Source organism: Pseudomonas sp. 05N432, from assembly GCF_056396945.1.
Genome location: NZ_JBFTMM010000006.1, coordinates 96954 through 111711 on the forward strand (window position 1 = coordinate 96954; position 14758 = coordinate 111711).

The 14758-nt window shown below is 60.8% G+C and carries 15 protein-coding genes; 12 read left to right on the plus strand and 3 right to left on the minus strand.

All coding sequences use genetic code 11. The features are described from left to right. Window positions 1-26: 26 nt before the first annotated feature. On the minus strand, window positions 27-2474 hold the full coding sequence (locus tag AC1DHT_RS08440; RefSeq protein WP_427545269.1) for an acyl-CoA dehydrogenase: 2448 nt from the start codon (window positions 2472-2474) through the stop codon (window positions 27-29). A 249-nt stretch (window positions 2475-2723) separates the two neighbouring features. Here AC1DHT_RS08440 and AC1DHT_RS08445 point away from each other — a divergent pair, with 249 nt between their 5' ends. From AC1DHT_RS08445 to AC1DHT_RS08460, 4 genes are all read left to right on the plus strand, one after another. After that, window positions 2724-3383 (plus strand): transglutaminase-like domain-containing protein, encoded by a 660-nt coding sequence (locus tag AC1DHT_RS08445; protein ID WP_427545271.1) that lies wholly within the window; start codon window positions 2724-2726, stop codon window positions 3381-3383. Window positions 3384-3428: 45 nt separating this feature from the next. Continuing rightward, window positions 3429-4052 (plus strand): glutathione S-transferase family protein, encoded by a 624-nt coding sequence (locus AC1DHT_RS08450; protein ID WP_427545273.1) that lies wholly within the window; start codon window positions 3429-3431, stop codon window positions 4050-4052. A gap of 133 nt (window positions 4053-4185) precedes the next feature. Then, entirely contained in the window at window positions 4186-5118 is a 933-nt protein-coding gene (locus AC1DHT_RS08455) for an ABC transporter ATP-binding protein (protein ID WP_216743206.1), read from the plus strand. Continuing rightward, entirely contained in the window at window positions 5115-5894 is a 780-nt protein-coding gene (locus AC1DHT_RS08460) for an ABC transporter permease (protein WP_427545275.1), read from the plus strand. The genes AC1DHT_RS08455 and AC1DHT_RS08460 overlap by 4 nt, the downstream gene beginning before the upstream one ends. 328 nt (window positions 5895-6222) lie before the next feature. Here AC1DHT_RS08460 and AC1DHT_RS08465 read toward each other — a convergent pair whose 3' ends face one another. Together AC1DHT_RS08465 and AC1DHT_RS08470 are read right to left on the minus strand one after the other, a co-directional pair. Beyond that, on the minus strand, window positions 6223-6597 hold the full coding sequence (locus AC1DHT_RS08465) for a DUF6124 family protein (RefSeq protein ID WP_427545277.1): 375 nt from the start codon (window positions 6595-6597) through the stop codon (window positions 6223-6225). Between the two features lie 603 nt (window positions 6598-7200). Further along, a complete protein-coding gene (locus tag AC1DHT_RS08470; RefSeq protein ID WP_427545279.1) occupies window positions 7201-7716 on the minus strand; it encodes a DUF2062 domain-containing protein in 516 nt (171 codons plus the stop codon). A 135-nt stretch (window positions 7717-7851) separates the two neighbouring features. Between AC1DHT_RS08470 and AC1DHT_RS08475 the strand changes: the two genes are divergently transcribed. The 8 genes from AC1DHT_RS08475 to murB all read left to right on the plus strand — a co-directional run bounded on the left by AC1DHT_RS08475 (window position 7852) and on the right by murB (window position 14718). Beyond that, window positions 7852-10086, plus strand: coding sequence for a DNA internalization-related competence protein ComEC/Rec2 (locus AC1DHT_RS08475; protein ID WP_427545281.1), 2235 nt, complete (start codon window positions 7852-7854; stop codon window positions 10084-10086). A 110-nt stretch (window positions 10087-10196) separates the two neighbouring features. Further along, window positions 10197-10832 (plus strand): MotA/TolQ/ExbB proton channel family protein, encoded by a 636-nt coding sequence (locus AC1DHT_RS08480; RefSeq protein ID WP_019689340.1) that lies wholly within the window; start codon window positions 10197-10199, stop codon window positions 10830-10832. Then, window positions 10829-11257 (plus strand): ExbD/TolR family protein, encoded by a 429-nt coding sequence (locus AC1DHT_RS08485; protein WP_054593361.1) that lies wholly within the window; start codon window positions 10829-10831, stop codon window positions 11255-11257. The genes AC1DHT_RS08480 and AC1DHT_RS08485 overlap by 4 nt, the downstream gene beginning before the upstream one ends. Next, a complete protein-coding gene (lpxK, locus tag AC1DHT_RS08490) occupies window positions 11257-12267 on the plus strand; it encodes a tetraacyldisaccharide 4'-kinase (RefSeq protein WP_427545282.1) in 1011 nt (336 codons plus the stop codon). The genes AC1DHT_RS08485 and lpxK overlap by 1 nt, the downstream gene beginning before the upstream one ends. Window positions 12268-12291: 24 nt before the next feature. Beyond that, a complete protein-coding gene (locus AC1DHT_RS08495) occupies window positions 12292-12477 on the plus strand; it encodes a Trm112 family protein (RefSeq protein ID WP_019689343.1) in 186 nt (61 codons plus the stop codon). Further along, window positions 12474-13238, plus strand: coding sequence for a 3-deoxy-manno-octulosonate cytidylyltransferase (kdsB, locus tag AC1DHT_RS08500; RefSeq protein WP_103317684.1), 765 nt, complete (start codon window positions 12474-12476; stop codon window positions 13236-13238). Before AC1DHT_RS08495 ends, kdsB begins: the two co-directional genes overlap by 4 nt. Beyond that, the gene (locus AC1DHT_RS08505) at window positions 13238-13702 is read left to right on the plus strand and encodes a low molecular weight protein-tyrosine-phosphatase (protein ID WP_054593358.1); all 465 of its coding nucleotides are present in this window, start codon (window positions 13238-13240) and stop codon (window positions 13700-13702) included. The genes kdsB and AC1DHT_RS08505 overlap by 1 nt, the downstream gene beginning before the upstream one ends. Then, the gene (gene murB, locus AC1DHT_RS08510) at window positions 13699-14718 is read left to right on the plus strand and encodes a UDP-N-acetylmuramate dehydrogenase (protein ID WP_427545285.1); all 1020 of its coding nucleotides are present in this window, start codon (window positions 13699-13701) and stop codon (window positions 14716-14718) included. The genes AC1DHT_RS08505 and murB overlap by 4 nt, the downstream gene beginning before the upstream one ends. Window positions 14719-14758: the final 40 nt, after the last annotated feature.

A 14758-nucleotide genomic window follows, 5' to 3' on the forward strand; every position in this document is an offset into this window, starting at 1 on the left:
ATTGACCCGCCGGACGAGCCACCGCGTTAGCGGGTCTTGCCCTGCGCCAGTTCAAGTTGCTCCTTGGAAAAGTCATCGACGTCGATCACTTTGCGCCGTGCCGCCTCGGCCTCATGCAGGGTATGTGCTTCTGCGGCTTGCAGCACGCCGGCCTCCAGGGCAGCGTCGATGACGTGCTCCCCGGCACCCGGTTTGAACTGCCCGCTCTTGAGCGCAAAGTGCATTTTTTTCTGCAGCGGTTGTGCGGCGCTCAGTAAGTTGCAGGCATGTTGCAGGGCGCCAACCGGGTCATCGACCGATTGCGGCCGGTAACAGCCCCCCAGCAACTCTTCGAGCGTCGGATCGCCCTTGGCCCGGCCAATGACCGCTGCCACTTCGGCACCGAGTTTGTCCGACGGCCCTTTGTGACGGCGACCGAACGGGAACACGATCACTCGCATCAGGCAACCCAGCACCTTGCTCGGGAAGTTGCTCAGCAGTTCATCCAGCGCCCGTTCCGACTGGCCGAGACTCTCTTCCATGGCCCAGGTAAACAGCGGCGCCATGTGCTCCGGTGAGTCGAGGTCGTGGTAACGCTTGAGGGCGGCGGAAGCCAGGTACAGGTTACTCAGTACATCGCCGAGTCGGGCCGACAAACGTTCGCGACGTTTCAGTTCACCGCCCAGCAACATCATGCTCAGGTCTGCGAGCAGAGCGAATGCCGCGGCCTGACGGTTGAGGGCGCGGAAGTAGCCCTGGCTGAGTTTGTCTCCAGGTACTTGTTCGAAATGCCCGAAGCCGAGGTTCAGTACCAGGGTGCTGGCGGCGTTGCTCACGGCGAAACCGATGTGCTTGAGCAGCAGGCTGTCGAACTCCTTCAGTGCCTGGTCCTTGTCTTCACGGCTGGCGAGGGCCATTTCCTTGAGCACGAACGGATGGCAGCGGATCGCGCCTTGACCAAAGATCATCAGGTTGCGCGAAAGGATGTTCGCGCCTTCCACCGTGATGAAGATCGGTGCGCCTTGCCAGCTGCGCCCGAGGTAATTATTGGGCCCCATGATGATCGCCTTGCCACCGTGCACATCCATGGCGTGACTGATGCACTCGCGACCGCGTTCGGTGAGGTGATACTTGAGAATCGCCGAGAGCACCGAAGGTTTCTCGCCGAGATCCACCGCGTTGGCGGTGAGCATCCGCGCGGCGTCCATCATCCAGGCGTTGCCGCCGATACGTGCCAGCGCTTCCTGAATCCCTTCGAAGGCCGACAGCGGCACGTTGAATTGCTCGCGAACCTGCGCGTATTGACCGGTCACCAGGCTGGTGAACTTGGCCGCCCCGGTACCGACTGCCGGCAGCGAAATGGAACGCCCGACCGACAGGCAATTCATCAGCATCATCCAGCCTTTGCCGAGCATCTCCTGGCCGCCGATGAGGAAGTCCAACGGTACGAACACGTCCTTGCCGGAGTTCGGGCCGTTCATGAACGCGGCGCCGAGGGGCAGGTGGCGTCGACCGATGTCCACACCGGCAGTGTCGGTCGGGATCAACGCGAGGCTGATGCCAAGGTCTTCCTCGTCACCCAGCAGATGATCCGGGTCATAGGCCTTGAATGCCAGGCCGAGCAGAGTGGCAACCGGGCCCAGGGTGATGTAGCGTTTTTCCCAGTTCAGCCGAAGCCCCAGGGTTTCCTGGCCTTCCCATTCCCCTTTGCAGATCACCCCGGTGTCGGGCATGGCGCCCGCATCGGAGCCAGCGAGTGGGCCGGTCAGCGCGAAGCACGGGATGTCGTCGCCGCGTGCCAAGCGGGGCAGGTAATGGTTGCGTTGTTCATCGGTGCCGTAATGCAGCAACAGTTCGGCCGGGCCGAGGGAGTTGGGCACCATCACCGTCGATGCCAGGTCGCCGCTGCGGGTGGCCAGTTTCATCGCCACTTGCGAGTGGGCGTAGGCGGAAAATCCCTTGCCGCCGAACTCCTTGGGGATGATCAGGGCAAAAAAACCATTCTGCTTGATGTGCGCCCAGGCCTCGGCCGGCAGGTCCATCGCCTGGCCGATCTGCCAGTCGCTGACCATGGCGCAGAGCTCTTCGGTGGGGCCATCGATGAACGCCTGTTCTTCTTCGCTCAACTGCGCTTTGGGATAGGACAGCAGCTTGTTCCAGTCCGGACGCCCGCTGAACAGCTCGCCATCCCACCAGACGGTGCCGGCATCGATGGCATCGCGTTCGGTTTGCGACATCGGCGGCAGGGTTTTCTGGAACCAGTTGAACAGCGGGGCACTGAAGTATTTGCGTCGCAGGTCGGGCAGCAGCAGTGGCGCCGCGACGACGGCCAGCGCGATCCAGAAAATCAGCAGCAGCCAGCCTGGCGCATGGCTGAAGGCTCCCATCGCCAGCAGATAGATCGCCACGATACCCAGGGCGGGCAGGGGCGCGATGCGGCGGTGAGCCAGCCAGGCAATCCCGACCACCAGAACCAGTATCCACAACAGCAGCATATTCAATCCTCCGTGAAGCCAGGGTCAAAACCACCTTCAGAGCTTAGACGGCATCTGCAAAACGGGGTGGTCAGAGCGATGTGTTTGAAATCGTGGGAAACAGCGGTGAATTTCGTGAGTGATAGTGCTGACGGACGCTGTAAAAAAGCTCCGCTGAGCGTGCGACAAGCGCTGATGTTTGGCCGAAACGTCATTATCTCTGTGCCAGGTCTGCCGATAGACTCAGGGCTTCTCCAGGAGATTGTTCTCATGCACGAGTACCTGAGCCCCGGCCGCTTCATCGATAGTGACCACCCAGCGGTGGTGGAGTTCGCTGAACGGCACCGCGGCAACAGCCGTGAGCCGGTCGAGCAGGCGGTGAACCTGTATTACGCCGTGCGTGAAGCGGTGCGCTACAACCCCTACACCTTCAGCCGTGATCCCGCGACCTTGCGCGGCAGTTATGCACTGGCCACCGGCGAGAGCTACTGCGTGCCCAAAGCCACTTTGCTGGCCGGTTGCGCGCGGCACTGCGGGATCGCCGCGCGGATCGGTCTTGCGGATGTGCGCAATCACCTGTCGACCCCGCGCTTGATCGAGTTGCTCAAGAGTGACGTGTTCGCCATGCACGGTTACACCGAGTTGTATTTGCAGGGGCGCTGGGTCAAGGCCACACCGGCGTTCAACCAGAAGCTCTGTGAGCTGTTCGATGTACCGGCGCTGGAATTCGACGGGATCAATGACAGCATCTTCCACCCGTTCAATCGCCAGGGGCTGCAATCGATGGAGTATCTGGTCGACCATGGCCAGTTCGCCGATGTGCCCGAAGCGTTCTTCTTCGAGTACCTGGAAAAACTCTACCCGCATTTGTTCGGTGAGCAGTCGCCAGCCCTGTTGGGCGACATGCAGAGCGATTTGAGTCGCGGCTGATCCGGGGCGTAGACTGCCCCGGCATTCATCCATCGAGGAGCGGTCATGCTGAAGATCTGGGGTCGGAAAAATTCGTCGAATGTCAGAAAGGCACTGTGGTGCGCCGAAGAACTCGGGCTGAACTACGAAACGCAGGATGCGGGCGGGGCTTTTGGTGTGGTCGACACACCGGAATATCGCGCGATGAACCCTAATGGCCGCATTCCGGTGATTGAAGACGACGGTTTTGTGCTGTGGGAATCCAACGCCATCGTGCGTTACCTGGCTGCCCGTCACGCAGCGGGTTCGAACTGGTTCCCGGCCGACGTGCAGGCCCGGGCGAGTGCGGAAAAGTGGATGGACTGGACCACTTCGTCGTTTGCCGAACCTTTCCGCCAGGTGTTCTGGGGCGTATTGCGTACCCCGGCCGATCAGCAGGATTGGGTTGCGATCAACGCGGCGCAGAAAACCTGCGAGCAATTGCTGTCGATGGTTGATCAGGCATTGGCGCAAAAGCCGTATTTGTCCGGTGACGAGATCGGCGCGGGCGATATTCCGTTGGGCAGCTTTATCTATGCCTGGTTCGAGATGCCCATCGAGCGAGCGCCAATGCCTCATCTGCAAGCCTGGTATGCGCGCCTGAAGCAACGTCCGGCTTATCAAAAAGCCGTCATGACCGCGTTGACTTAATACTGACTATCAACACACTTGACTGTACTTGTGCGGCGTCGCCAAGCACCATTGCGTTTATGCGCCGCGGTTGCATGGGTCGCCGCCCGCTCTTGTTTATTCCTGACTTCCCTTCTTGGTGCGTAAATCCGATATGAGTTCTGCTCTGTCCATCCGGCAGCTAACCAAAACCTACGGCAACGGTTTCCAGGCCTTGAGTGGTATCGATCTGGATGTCGCCGAAGGTGACTTTTTTGCCTTGCTCGGCCCCAAYGGCGCCGGCAAATCCACGACCATCGGCATTCTCTCGACCCTGGTGAACAAGACCAGCGGAACGGTGAATATCTTTGGCCACGACCTGGACCGCGACCCGGCGGGGCTCAAGCGCTGCATCGGCGTGGTGCCGCAGGAATTCAACTTTAACCAGTTCGAAAAGACCTTCGATATTGTCGTGACCCAGGCCGGTTACTACGGTATCCCGCCCAAAATCGCCAAGGAACGCGCTGAGCAATACCTGACTCAGCTCGGCCTGTGGGACAAGCGCGATGTGCCGTCACGCTCACTGTCGGGCGGCATGAAGCGTCGACTGATGATTGCGCGTGCGCTGGTGCATGAACCGCGCCTGCTGATCCTCGACGAACCGACTGCCGGCGTGGACATCGAACTGCGTCGCTCGATGTGGACCTTCCTCACCGAGCTGAACCAGAAAGGCATCACCATCATCCTCACCACGCATTACCTGGAAGAGGCTGAGCAGTTGTGCCGCAACATCGGCATCATCGACCACGGCACCATCGTCGAAAACACCAGCATGCGTAACCTGCTCAGCCAGCTGCATGTCGAGACGTTCCTGCTGGACCTGAAGAACGACATGACGGTGGCGCCGCAGTTGATTGGCTATCCGACTCGTCTGGTCGATAGCCACACCCTGGAAGTCCAGGTCGACAAGGCCGTCGGCATCACCGCGTTGTTCGGTCAGTTGGCCGCGCAGCACATCGAAGTGCTGAGCCTGCGCAACAAAACCAATCGCCTTGAGGAGTTGTTCGTGTCTCTGGTGGAGAAAAATCTGGCGAAGGTGGCCGTATGAGTTCCGAACTGAAACCCAACCTCATTGCACTCAATACCATTGTTTACCGTGAGGTCCGGCGTTTTACCCGGATCTGGCCGCAGACCCTGCTGCCGCCGGCCATCACCATGGTTCTGTACTTTGTGATCTTCGGTAATCTGATTGGCCGGCAAATCGGTGATATGGGTGGCTTCACCTATATGGAATACATCGTGCCGGGCTTGATCATGATGTCGGTGATCACCAACGCCTACGGCAACGTGGTCTCGAGCTTTTTCGGCAGCAAATTCCAGCGCTCCATCGAAGAACTGATGGTTTCACCGGTTTCGCCGCACACCATTCTGATCGGCTACACCGTGGGCGGGGTGCTGCGTGGCCTGGCGGTGGGCGTGATCGTGACGCTGCTTTCGCTGTTCTTCACTCACCTGCAAGTTCACCATTTGGGGATTACCCTGCTGGTGGTGCTGCTGACGGCAACGATCTTTTCGCTGCTGGGGTTCATCAACGCGGTGTTTGCGCGCAACTTCGATGACATTTCGATTATCCCGACGTTCGTGCTGACGCCATTGACCTACCTGGGCGGGGTGTTCTATTCGATCAGCCTGCTGCCACCGTTCTGGCAGACCGTGTCGCTGGCCAACCCGGTGCTGCACATGGTCAACGCTTTCCGTTACGGCATCCTCGGCGTTTCGGACATCAAGATCAGCATCGCCATTACCTTCATGCTGGTAGCAACCGTCGTGCTGTACATCGGTTGCGCGCGGTTGCTGGTCAGCGGACGCGGGATGCGCACCTAACCTGCGGCAAACTCGATCCTTGTGGGAGCGAGCTTGCTCGCGAAGGCGTGATTGCCAGCACTGCAATAAATGCGTACTACACAAAAAAACGGCCTCCCGAGTGGACAATGCCAGTCAGTTAAGCGCAATCCATGTGGGAGCGAGCCTGCTCGCGATGACGGCATAACATTCAACATCAATGTTGACTGACCCACCGCTATCGTCGGAACGCCGCCCGGAGCCGGCTCGCTCCCACAGGTTTGTGCCTTAACTGACAGGAATTATCCCAAGTGGAGGCCTTTTTTATTGATGATCGTTCCCACGCGGGAACGATCAGCGTGTTGGCGTGCTACTGCGGTGAGTCCGGTGGATCGAGGTGATCCAGCGCCCGATTCACCGCCAACTCGGCCAGCGAAATCATCTGTTGAATCGCCAGCGCGGTATTGCGTTTGGGGCCTTCGAGCTCAAACGCCAGATCGCTGGCCATGACATTGACCGAGGCGAGGGTCTCGCAGGCGTGGGCCAGCAGGGTTTCGCTGTCGACGTCGGGGGCGATGACAAAAATGCAGCCGGGACGTCGGTCGGCTAACAATGTCTTGGTTTCCGGCAGCACCAGGTAATGGTCGAGCGCACGGTGCGCGGCGGCGTGGAGTTCTTTTGAGTTGAGGGAGGCGTAGGGAGAAACCGGATCGGTTTCGGGTGGATTTGGAGTTGGTTTGAACATTGTCGTAATTTCCTCTTTGGAGCTACCACCGATTCGCTGCTAAACGAAAGGGTGGCGGCTGTACGCAGGTTAGCAGACCGGGAGGAATCACGAAAAACCGGCGCACCCGAGGGTGCCCTGCGCACAGCCACCATAGAGTTCAGGGATGGAATACCTGAATTTCTGAAGTGCAGTGCACCTACGTGAAACCTCCGAGCTGCTAAACCCGATCGCTGATGGGCAGCGACAGGAGAACAATAGAAGCGAGGACCAAAGCGCACAAGCCGGCGGATTCTGGCGCAGGTGTAGGCCGTGACGCAAGGCGTTGTAGCCTCTGATGGGCGCTGTGTAGGCAAGCTTAAACACCCGTCGTAGCAGCTGCCGAGCCCGCGAGGCTGCGTTCGGTCTGGGCCGCATCCGGACGAAGCGGTCGTAAAATCAGGCAACACGTTCGTTCAGGAAAACCGCGTACGCCGGATTGGCGAGGACTGCGTCCTCGAACGCAGCCTCGCGGGCTCGGCAGCTGCTACGACGGGTGCGGTCCTGTAATTGGCTGTTTGATCGTTCTCATGCGCCGCAAAGGAATGCCTCTAGGGACGCGGAGCGTCACGGGCTCGACAGCTGCTACATCCGGCTTCGCCTGCGCCGCGTCCATTGCCGACCGACCCACCAGCGCCAGTAGGTCATGGTCAGGCAGTAGGCCAACGCGCCGAGCACCAGGCCAGTCACCACCGAGCCCAGCAGAAACGGTTGCCAAAGAGTCGACAGCTCACCGCTGATCCATTCCCAGGTCAGCTCATCCGGCAGGCTGCGGGCGGGGACATCCATCAGCCAGGCGCCGGTCTGATAGGTGCAGTAAAACACCACGGGCATGGTGATCGGGTTGGTCAGCCAGACCAGGCTCACCGCGATCGGAATATTGCCACGCACCCAAATGGCAAGCATTGCCGCCACCAGCATTTGCAACGGAATCGGTAGAAACGCGGCGAACACGCCGATGGCCATGGCGCGCGCAACCGAATGCCGATTGAGGTGCCAGAGGTTCGGGTCGTGCAGCAGCGTGCCGAGAAAGCGTAAGGATTTGTGTTCCCGGATGCTGGTCGGGTCTGGCATGTAACGTTTGAATAAGCGCCGGGGCATAAGGCTTCTCGGTCGGTTCAAGCGGCAAGTATGCCCGGATTCTACAGAGCGCCCGTTCAGACTTTGTGACAATTAATAAACGCGGACTTTGGTAACTCGGCTAATCCAAGAGAGGGGACTCTCAAGGACAGGCTAATGCGCACAGGGATGTTGGCGCTCGCGTTGGGTCTGTTGGCCTTGCGTTTTTTACCGGTGTTGCCACCGGTCTGGTTACTGCTGTTGCTGCCCGTACTGGCATTGATGCTGTTGCCATTTCGCACGTACCCACTGGCGTTTTTTCTGTTCGGTTTCAGCTGGGCCTGTGCCAGTGCGCACTGGGCTTTGGCAGATCGTTTGGCGCCGGACCTCGACGGGCAAACCCGCTGGGTCGAAGGACGAGTCGTCGGCTTGCCGCAGAACGCGCAAGGCGTGGTGCGTTTCGAGTTGGCCGATAGCGAGTCGCGGCGCACACGCTTGCCGGGTTTGATGCGGTTGGCCTGGTACGACGGTCCGACGGTCAACAGCGGTGAGCGCTGGCGACTGGCGGTGAAATTGAAGCGCCCCACAGGCCTCCTCAATCCGCAGGGCTTTGATTACGACGCCTGGCTGTTGGCACAACGCATCGGCGCCACGGGAAGCGTCAAGGACGGGCAGTTGCTCCGGCCTGCACAAGGGGCCTGGCGTGATGCTGTTCGCCAGCGTTTGCTGGCGGTCGATGCGCAAGGGCGCGAGGGGGCGTTGGCGGCGCTGGTGCTGGGCGACGGCTCTGGATTGAGCAGCGAAGACTGGCGCGTGTTGCAAGACACCGGCACTGTGCATTTGCTGGTGATTTCCGGGCAGCACATCGGTTTGCTGGCCGGAATGGTTTATCTACTGATTGCCGGGTTGGCGCGTTATGGATTGTGGCCGCAGAGGTTGCCCTGGTTGCCGTGGGCCTGCGGCATGGCCTTCGCGGCGGCGCTCGGCTATGGGTTGCTCGCCGGTTTCGAGGTGCCGGTGCGCCGAGCCTGCGTGATGATCGGTCTGGTGCTGTTATGGCGCCTGCGGTTTCGTCATCTGGGTGCCTGGTGGCCTTTGCTGCTGGCGTTGAATACGGTGTTGTTGCTTGAGCCGTTGGCCAGTTTGCAGCCGGGATTCTGGTTGTCATTTGCAGCGGTGGCGGTGCTGATCTTCACCTTCAGCGGCCGCTTGGGCGCCTGGCGCTGGTGGCAAACCTGGACGCGTGCGCAATGGCTGATCGCGATTGGCTTGTGCCCGTTGCTGCTGATACTCGGTTTGCCCATCAGCCTCAGTGGTCCGCTGACCAATCTGCTGGCGGTGCCCTGGATCAGTCTGGTGGTGCTGCCCCCGGCCTTGCTGGGGACATTGTTGCTGCCGCTGCCTTATGTCGGCGAAGGGCTGTTGTGGCTGGCCGGCGGTTTGCTTGACGTGCTGTTCAACGGTCTGGCGTTGGTGGCCGGGCGGATACCGGCATGGGTTGCCCCGGTAATTCCCCTTTGGGTCTGGGGGATAAGTGCGTTTGGCGCTTTTCTACTGTTGTTGCCCAAAGGCCTGCCCATGCGGTTGTTGGGCTGGCCGATGCTGCTGTTGATGGTGTTCCCGCCACTCAGAACCGTACCTGACGGCATGGCTGAAATCTGGCAACTGGACGTCGGCCAGGGCTTGGCCATAGTGGTTCGCACGCGTCATCACACGTTGCTCTATGACGCCGGTCCGCGTTTCGGTGATTTCGATTTGGGCGAGCGGGTGGTGTTGCCGTCGTTGCGCAAGCTCGGTGTGCGCAAGCTGGAGGTGATGCTGATCAGTCATGCCGATGCCGATCACGCCGGTGGCGCGCGCTCGGTCGCAAGCGGATTGCCGGTGGCGCAGGTGCTCAGCGGTGATCCCGAAGCCCTGCCGGCCGAGTTGTACGCGCAGGCCTGCGAGAGCGGGCAACGCTGGGAGTGGGACGGTGTGGGTTTTACGCTCTGGCAATGGTCCGGAGCGAGCGAAAGCAACCAGAAATCCTGCGTCCTGCAGATCGAAGCCAACGGCGAGCGTCTGTTGTTGACTGGCGACATCGACGCCCGGGCCGAGCAGGCGTTGCTGGAAAGTCCGCTGGCGGTCGCGACCGACTGGCTACAAGCGCCGCATCACGGCAGTCGCAGCTCATCGTCGATGGCCTTTCTCACGGCGTTGGCACCCAAGGCTGTGTTGATTTCTCGTGGGCACGACAATTCGTTCGGTCATCCGCATCCGCAAGTGATGGCGCGTTATCGCCGGTTGGGCATGCAGGTTTATGACAGCGCCGAGCAGGGCGCCTTGCGTTTGCGTCTGGGGGCGTTCGAGGCGCCCGAGTCACTGCGCCAGCAGCCACGTTTCTGGCGTGCACCGCCGTTTGTCAGCCAATAACCACCGGTCATCAGCGCGGCGCGCCATGCGACACACGGTCTGTGGCGTGTCGGGTCTCTCTGTCGAGTCTGTATGTTAAAGTGGCGCACTTTTTCGAGGGGACTGTCACTGTGTGGGAATTGGTCAAATCCGGCGGCTGGATGATGCTGCCGATCATTCTGAGTTCCATCGCGGCAATGGCGATCGTTGCCGAGCGTCTCTGGACCTTGCGCGCCAGCCGTGTGACCCCGGAGCATTTGCTCGGGCAGGTCTGGGTCTGGATCAAGGACAAGCAACTCAATAAGGAAAAACTCAAGGAACTGCGCGCCAACTCGCCGTTGGGTGAGATCCTTGCGGCGGGCCTGGCCAACTCCAAGCATGGTCGCGAGATCATGAAAGAGTGCATCGAAGAGGCCGCTGCCCGGGTGATCCACGAGCTGGAACGCTACATCAACGCGCTGGGCACCATCGCTGCCATGGCGCCGTTGCTCGGCCTGCTCGGCACGGTGCTGGGCATGATCGATATCTTCAGTTCGTTCATGAGCACCGGCATGACCACTAACGCTGCGGTGCTGGCCGGCGGTATTTCCAAAGCCTTGATCACCACGGCTTCGGGCCTGATCGTCGGTATCCCGTCGGTGTTCTTCCACCGGTTCCTGCAACGGCGCATCGATGAACTCGTCGTGGGCATGGAGCAGGAAGCCATCAAGCTGGTTGAAGTGGTGCAGGGCGACCGTGACGTCGATCTGGCTGAGGGCAAAGCGTGAAATTCCGCCGTAAGCAACGGGAGAACGTGGACATCAACCTCGTGTCGCTGATCGACGTGGTGTTTGTCCTGCTGCTGTTCTTCGTCGTGACCACCACCTTTACCCGGGAAACCCAGCTGCGCGTCGACCTGCCGGAAGCTGTCAGCGGGTCACCTGCCGAAGACCAGCAGGCCAAGCAACTGGACATCGCCATCAGCGCCGACGGCGTGTTTTCGGTCAACAACCAATTGTTGCCGAAGAACGATCTGGCCAGCCTGATCGACGCCTTGAAGACGGCGTCGAATGGCGACACCAACTCGCCGCTGTCGATCAGCGCCGATGGCAAAACCCAGCATCAGGCCGTCGTCACGGCGATGGATGCCGCGGGCAAGCTGGGTTTCACCCACTTGCGCATGACCACCGTTGAGGCGGCGCCGGCACCCTGATGGCCATGTCCGATCGTTTGCTCGCCGCCTGGTATGCCGGTCATCCGGCGCTGAAACTGTTGCAGCCACTGGAGTGGCTGTACCGGCGCGTGGTCACGGCCAAGCGTGAACGGTTTCTGGCCGGCCAAGGCGAGATCTACCAGCCGCCCGTGCCGCTGATCGTGGTCGGCAACATTACGGTGGGCGGTACCGGCAAGACGCCGTTGATCCTGTGGATGATCGACCACTGCCAGCGCAGTGGCCTGCGGGTGGGCGTGGTCAGTCGCGGTTATGGCGCCAAACCGCCGCAATTGCCCTGGCGGGTCGAAGGCGGGCAGAGCGCGGCCATCGCAGGTGACGAACCGCTGTTGATCGTCCAGCGCACCGGTGTGCCATTGATGATTGACCCCGATCGCAGTCGCGCCGTGCAGGCACTGCTGGCCGCCGAGCCGCTGGATCTGATCCTGTCTGACGATGGCATGCAGCATTACCGTCTGGCACGCGATCTTGAGCTGGTGTTGATCGATGCCGCACGCGGACTGGGCAATAAACGCTGCCTGCCGGCGGGCCCTCTGCGTGAGCCGGTCGAACGCCTGCAAAGCGTCGATGCGCTGCTCTACAACGGTGCCACGGCCGATCGCGACGACGGCTTTGCGTTCCAGCTGCAACCGACCGCGCTGGTCAACCTGCTGACGGGCGAACGGCGCTCGCTTGAGCATTTCCCCGCTGGCCAGGCCTTGCACGCGGTGGCCGGAATCGGTAATCCGCAACGTTTCTTCAACACCCTTGAAACGCTACACTGGCAGCCTGTTCCACATGCTTTTGCCGACCACGCCGAATACAGCGCGGCGGCTTTGAATTTCACGCCGTCACTGCCGTTGGTGATGACCGAGAAGGATGCGGTGAAATGCCGAACCTTCGCGGCCGCCGACTGGTGGTATCTGGCGGTCGATGCTGCGCCATCACCGGCCTTCGTGGCCTGGTTCGATACGCAGTTGATGCGGCTGTTGCCCGCGCGGCTTTTGCCTTAAAACGCTTTTTTCCAGGGAATGCTCATGGACACCAAATTGCTCGACATCCTCGCTTGCCCGATCTGCAAAGGTCCGCTCAAGCTCAGCGCCGATAAAACCGAGCTGATCAGCAAAGGCGCCGGTCTGGCCTATCCGATTCGTGATGGCATTCCGGTGATGCTCGAAAGCGAAGCGCGCACCCTGACGGCAGAAGAGCGTCTGGATAAATGAGCACTGCCTTCACCGTTGTGATTCCGTCGCGTTTTGCTTCCACCCGTCTGCCGGGCAAGCCTCTGCAAATGATTGCCGGCAAGCCGATGATCCAGCACGTTTGGGAACAGGCGAGCAAAAGCAGCGCGCAGCGGGTGGTGGTTGCCACGGACGATGCGCGCATTGTCGAGGCCTGCAAGGCGTTTGGCGCTGAAGTGGTGATGACCCGCGAGGACCACAACTCCGGCACCGATCGCCTGGCTGAAGTCGCTGCCCAACTGGGCCTGGCGCCGGACGCTATCGTGGTCAACGTGCAGGGCGACGAACCGTTGATTCCGCCGAGTGTGATCGATCAGGTTGCGGCCAACCTGGCGGCCCATACCGAAGCGCGCATGGCGACCCTCGCCGAGCCGATCGAAGACGTTGAAACCCTGTTCAACCCCAACGTGGTCAAGGTCGTCAGCGATCTGAATGGTCTGGCGCTGACGTTCAGCCGCGCCACGTTGCCGTGGGCGCGGGACGACTTCGCCAAGAGCCGCGAGCAATTGCCGGCTGGCGTTCCTTACCGTCGGCACATTGGCATCTATGCCTATCGCGCCGGTTTCCTGCATGACTTTGTCAGCTGGGGCCCGTGCTGGCTGGAAAACACCGAGTCTCTGGAGCAGCTGCGTGCCCTGTGGCACGGTGTGCGGATTCACGTTGCCGATGCACTGATTGCACCGCCACCGGGTGTCGACACGGCGGAAGACCTCGAACGCGTTCGTCGCCTGCTGGAGGCCTGATGCGGGTTCTGTTCGTCTGCCTGGGCAACATCTGCCGTTCACCCACGGCTGAAGGGGTGCTGCGACACAAACTGCGTGAAGCCGGTCTGGCCGATCAGGTCGAAGTGGCTTCTGCGGGCACCGGTGACTGGCATATCGGCAAGGCGCCGGACAAGCGCAGCCAGGCTGCCGCGCTGCGCCGTGGTTATGACCTGTCCGCGCAACGCGCCCAACAGGTCACGCGTGCCGACTTTTCCAGCTATGACCTGATCCTCGCCATGGACCATAGCAACCTGCGCAACCTCAAGGCGTTGCAACCGGCCAAGGGCAGGGCAGAGCTGGATTTATTCCTGCGCCGCTATGAGTCGAGCGTGGATGAAGTGCCGGATCCTTATTACGACGGCGATCAAGGTTTCGAGCAGGTGCTGGACCTGATCGAGCGTGCCAGTGATTTGCTGGTGATTGAATTGAAGGGACGCTTATGACTTTGCACCTGCAATCGCAGGTTTCGCTGAAGCCGTACAACACCTTTGGCGTGGACGTGCGCGCGCAATTATTTGCCGAAGCCCACAGTGATGCCGATGTGCGCGAGGCGCTGGCGTATTCGGCCGCGCACGCCATGCCGCTGCTGGTGATTGGCGGTGGCAGCAACCTGTTGCTGACCGCAGACATTGCCGCGCTGGTGTTGCGCATGGCCACCCGTGGTATCCGGGTGTTGAGCGACAACGGCAGTCAGGTGGTGATCGAAGCCGAGGCCGGCGAAAGCTGGCACCCGTTCGTTCAATGGACACTGGCGCAAGGCCTGTCGGGCCTTGAGAACCTCAGCCTGATCCCCGGCACCGTCGGTGCCGCGCCGATGCAGAACATCGGGGCCTATGGGGTCGAGATCAAGGATGTGTTCGCCGGTCTGACCGCGCTGGACCGCCAGACCGGCGAGCTGCGCGATTTCACGCTGGCCGAGTGCAACTTTGCCTACCGCGACAGCCTGTTCAAGCAGCAGGTCGGTCGCTGGCTGATCCTGCGGGTACGTTTCGCCCTGAACCGCGTCGAGCATCTGCATCTGGAATACGGCCCGGTTCGTCAGCGCCTGACCGAGCAGGGCATCGATCATCCCACCGCAACCGATGTCAGCCAGGCGATTTGCAGCATTCGCAATGAGAAGCTCCCTGACCCGGCGGTGCTCGGTAATGCCGGCAGCTTTTTCAAGAACCCGCTGGTATCGGCAGCTCTGGCGGCACAAATTCGCCTTGAGCATCCGGGCCTGGTCGGTTATCCACAAGCGGATGGCCGGGTGAAATTGGCGGCTGGCTGGTTGATCGAGCAGGCGGGCTGGAAAGGTTTTCGTGACGGCGACGCCGGCGTGCATCGTTTGCAGTCGCTGGTGCTGGTCAACTACGGCACGGCTACCGGGCTTGAGCTGCTTAACCTGGCACAGCGGATCCAGAGAGACATCGCCGAGCGCTTCAATGTCGAACTGGAGATGGAGCCGAATCAGTATTGAGCTACGCTTGATCGCTGAATCCAGAGCCCTGCACACCTTC

Excerpts from the sequence above, each read along its gene's own strand:
- AC1DHT_RS08465 (WP_427545277.1), bottom strand. The coding sequence starts at position 6,597 with ATGTTCAAACCAACTCCAAATCCACCCGAAACCGATCCGGTTTCTCCC.
- AC1DHT_RS08445 (WP_427545271.1), top strand. The coding sequence starts at position 2,724 with ATGCACGAGTACCTGAGCCCCGGCCGCTTCATCGATAGTGACCACCCA.
- AC1DHT_RS08495 (WP_019689343.1), top strand. The coding sequence starts at position 12,292 with ATGGACACCAAATTGCTCGACATCCTCGCTTGCCCGATCTGCAAAGGT.
- AC1DHT_RS08505 (WP_054593358.1), top strand. The coding sequence starts at position 13,238 with ATGCGGGTTCTGTTCGTCTGCCTGGGCAACATCTGCCGTTCACCCACG.
- AC1DHT_RS08440 (WP_427545269.1), bottom strand. The coding sequence starts at position 2,474 with ATGCTGCTGTTGTGGATACTGGTTCTGGTGGTCGGGATTGCCTGGCTG.
- murB (WP_427545285.1), top strand. The coding sequence starts at position 13,699 with ATGACTTTGCACCTGCAATCGCAGGTTTCGCTGAAGCCGTACAACACC.
- lpxK (WP_427545282.1), top strand. The coding sequence starts at position 11,257 with ATGGCCATGTCCGATCGTTTGCTCGCCGCCTGGTATGCCGGTCATCCG.
- kdsB (WP_103317684.1), top strand. The coding sequence starts at position 12,474 with ATGAGCACTGCCTTCACCGTTGTGATTCCGTCGCGTTTTGCTTCCACC.
- AC1DHT_RS08460 (WP_427545275.1), top strand. The coding sequence starts at position 5,115 with ATGAGTTCCGAACTGAAACCCAACCTCATTGCACTCAATACCATTGTT.
- AC1DHT_RS08475 (WP_427545281.1), top strand. The coding sequence starts at position 7,852 with ATGCGCACAGGGATGTTGGCGCTCGCGTTGGGTCTGTTGGCCTTGCGT.
- AC1DHT_RS08470 (WP_427545279.1), bottom strand. The coding sequence starts at position 7,716 with ATGCCCCGGCGCTTATTCAAACGTTACATGCCAGACCCGACCAGCATC.
- AC1DHT_RS08450 (WP_427545273.1), top strand. The coding sequence starts at position 3,429 with ATGCTGAAGATCTGGGGTCGGAAAAATTCGTCGAATGTCAGAAAGGCA.